4 protein-coding genes are annotated in these 3,574 nt (G+C 35.8%); all 4 read left to right on the plus strand.

The window, feature by feature from the left end; all coding sequences use genetic code 11:
* Window positions 1-621: 621 nt before the first annotated feature.
* The 4 genes from V7077_RS04950 to V7077_RS04965 all read left to right on the plus strand — a co-directional run bounded on the left by V7077_RS04950 (window position 622) and on the right by V7077_RS04965 (window position 3,440).
* Window positions 622-1,251 (plus strand): MarC family protein, encoded by a 630-nt coding sequence (locus V7077_RS04950; protein WP_335498926.1) that lies wholly within the window; start codon window positions 622-624, stop codon window positions 1,249-1,251.
* Window positions 1,252-1,658: 407 nt separating this feature from the next.
* Window positions 1,659-2,642, plus strand: coding sequence for a DNA/RNA non-specific endonuclease (locus V7077_RS04955; protein WP_335498929.1), 984 nt, complete (start codon window positions 1,659-1,661; stop codon window positions 2,640-2,642).
* Window positions 2,643-2,650: 8 nt separating this feature from the next.
* Window positions 2,651-2,917, plus strand: coding sequence for a hypothetical protein (locus V7077_RS04960; protein WP_335498933.1), 267 nt, complete (start codon window positions 2,651-2,653; stop codon window positions 2,915-2,917).
* Between the two features lie 64 nt (window positions 2,918-2,981).
* On the plus strand, window positions 2,982-3,440 hold the full coding sequence (locus V7077_RS04965; RefSeq protein WP_335498938.1) for a DUF523 domain-containing protein: 459 nt from the start codon (window positions 2,982-2,984) through the stop codon (window positions 3,438-3,440).
* Window positions 3,441-3,574: the final 134 nt, after the last annotated feature.

Raw genomic sequence — 3,574 nt, forward strand, 5'->3', positions numbered from 1 at the left:
CCTAATACCTGTAGTATCATTAGTTATAATAATTGGCTTGGTTTTCTTATTATTAAAACTTGTCAAGGTTTGGAAGAAATAAAGAAAAAGCTCAAAATCCTTATTAAACTGACGGGGGCGATAGCTAAACAAGGCTGTCGATTCTTCATCTATTGGGTAGTTATGTTCAATAAGATTTATAAGATTTATAAATGGGAGGGAGAGATTAATTCATGTTATTTATACTTTTTCTTGTCCTACCATTATTAGGAGTTTAATGGTTTTTAAATTTTACTACTTTTTTGAGAAAATTAAAAAGTGGAGGAGGCACTCATAACCAAGTTGTTTTAGGAGCATTCTTAACATTTATTTTTATCTTTGCTCTAATGTACTGCTATGTTGTAACCCAATAAATAAGGGGAAAAACGAGAACTATTACTCTTAAACTAAAGGGTGCATTACTGGAACAGCGGTAATGCTTTTTCTTTTTGAAGTAACGGGCAGTTTAGACGGGCGCCGTGCGCTTTTCTTATTTGAAGTGAATAGTTTAGTGTTTCCTTGTTTAATTGTTTCGTTTTCTCAATGTGGGTAATATATAAGGATGAATTCAAAAATGGTTAAAGTGAGATAGGAGGAAACTTTTTGTTTAGTCTACTTCTTAAAATGACGGTATCGTTTTTCGCTGTAATGAATCCGATAGGGAATATTCCAATTTTTATTTCCCTTACCAACGGATATTCTCAACAACAAAAGAAACATACGGCAAGGAAAGCGGCAATCGTTTCCTTGTGTATACTTACAGTATTTCTGGTGCTTGGCAACTTTATATTTTCTATATTCGGTATTACTATTCATGCGTTTCGAGTTGCTGGAGGAATTCTTATTTTCGGAATTGCTTATAATCTTTTGCATGCAAAAACTTCAAACGCGCAGACACCGCATTCTGCAGAAAAAAAGGAAGCAGAAGAAAAGGAGGATATATCGATTACTCCTCTGGCGCTGCCGATTATGGCTGGTCCTGGTACTATTGCAACGGTTATGGCACACACAGGTTCCGGTTCCTTTGACCTCTACAATCTAATCCTAGTGTTTATTGGATTTGCGCTAGTATTAGCACTTTCTTATGTGCTGTTTTACTATTCAACTCCTGTTATTAACAAACTTGGACAAGGTGGTTTAAATGTTGTAACAAGATTAATGGGTTTGATCCTTGCTGTTATCTCTATTCAGATGATAGCAGAAGGTATAAAAGGTCTTTTCCCTCATTTGTAATACAAGTTCTTTATAAATCCTGGTTTCCAACTTTATCTTCTAGTCCGAAACCAAGGGGTCTCTTCCACCCAACCTTCTATTAGCTCATAGAACACAAATCAATAATTTATTAAAAATTAAAAAGGAAACATAGGCACTTAACGAATGTTAGGTGCTTATTTTATATGTCGGGGGAGCTTAAATCATTTTTTAACCTCAGTAATCCTAAAATGGCCTGATAACATGTGAATATTAAATTGGTCATAAATTTTTTATATTGAACAAAAAATAATTTCTTCAACTAACGTTTAGTTTAGTTGAAGAAGGATTCATTACCAAAGATAGATTTATCCCAATAAAAGATAAAAATGTGTTATTGTTTAAATATGATTGTCTAGGGTAGCAACATGAGAAAGGTGTGCAGAAGTTTGAACAAAAGAATATTTTTGATATTATTTACAATGATTTTAATATCTGTATTTGTGGGTTGCGGAAAAATAACTGAAGATACTTCGTCAGAAAAAGTGCAATCTGAAGCGGGCACGGCTTCTAAGAGTGTTGAAGCCAATAAGAGTACATCAGTCAATGACACAGAAAAACCAACGAGTGAAAGTGAGCCCAACAAAAGTGTTCCTGCAACTAGCACTTTAACGGACGGATTTGATTACAGTAAATATACACTGATTGAAGTAGATGGCGGAGATATGTCAGGTTATAGAAAGCCGAATGTAAGAGTGGATGTCGGGTTTGGCGACAGGGAATATTGGGCTTTTACAAATGAATACGGTCAGCTAATTCGTGTTGAGGCGAAAAATATAACACTTCAAAATCCGAATACTGATCATGTATTATCATCAGGAAGATATTACCCCGATGAAGCTAATGTTCCTGGTACAGAGAGCCCAACCTTGGATAAAGGGCATGTGATTGCTGACTCCCTTGGGGGAGTATCAAACGCATATAACATTACACCTCAGGACAGCATTCTCAATAGGCACGGTGACCAAGCTTATATGGAAAAAGTGATTCGAGATGCAGGAGGTTGTACGGATTTCGTAGCAGTGATTCAGTATCCAAATACTCAAACGCAAACTCCGAACCATTATAAATTCACATACAAACTTCAGGGCAGATCCATTACCGATGAATTTGACAATGTAAACCCAGATGAAGCGAACAAAAATCTAGGGAAAACGACAGATACGAGCCGTACGCAACCGAAAACAGACAATGTACCTGCAAACGAAACGGTAAGTAGTAATGAAGATGTTAGCAAGGTAGATACCAATCATAATGGACAAGTTACGATCGCTGAAGCCAAAGCTGCTGGCTTTAAAATGCCAATTACGCGCGATTCATGGCTCTATAAATATATGGATGATCGAGATGGTGATGGCTTAGTAGGTGAATAAATGGGGGTATGACTCCCATAGTTAAGCTAACAGGGGCTTTGCTCAACAATGGAGCAAGGCTTTTTCTTCTTAAAGTAAAGGGGCAGGTTAATGGAGGAGGTCGGGAAGAAGTTTGGGGAGCAAGTAGACTAACCAAAGCGAACACATCCATCGTTTTCCGAATAATTCAAAAATTAAATAAAGTGAAAGTTGTGGGAGGAGAAATCGTTTTAATGGCAGCTTTTTCTTTTACGATAAAAGTTTGTGAAGAAATGTACTTAAACAAAAGTAAGTAGGTTAGATCAAAGAAATTTTTAATGAAATTTAATAAGGAAGATTTATGCTGAAGGGGTTTAAAATATGATATTGGTAAGTTCTTGCTTAGCGGGGCTGAAGGTGAGATATAACAGTACACACAGTTTAAATAATGCAATAGCTAAACTTGTAGAAGAAAATAAAGCTATTACTATATGTCCAGAATTACTCGGTGGATTTTCAACTCCCAGAGAACCTGCTGAAATAATAGGTGGAAACGGAGAAGATGTACTTGATGGAAAGGCTAAAGTAATTGAAAAGTCAGGAAAAGATGTCACGGACCTTTACATAAAAGGTGCTTACGCTACTCTAAATAAAGCTAAAGACATAAATGCTACCTTAGTAGTTCTAAAGGAATACAGCCCATCCTGCGGCAGTTCAATGATTTATAACGGTGAATTCATTGGTAAAAAACTTGAGGGGATGGGCATTACTTCTGCTTTATTAAAAAGAAATGGATTAAAGGTAATTTCAGAAGAACAATTTGCTGAAACCTTATTTTAACTAAAATTAGCAGAGATTATTTGTCCTCAATTATCCTATAAAAAAATGCTACTTCTATTTTCAAAAGAATGTTTTTGTGAAAGAATGTAGGTAAAGTACCGCGTGCATTACTGAGACAACGGTAATGCTTTTTC

The sequence above is a fragment of the Neobacillus vireti genome, from assembly GCF_036962465.1.
Lineage (GTDB): Bacteria > Bacillota > Bacilli > Bacillales > Cytobacillaceae > Neobacillus > Neobacillus vireti_B.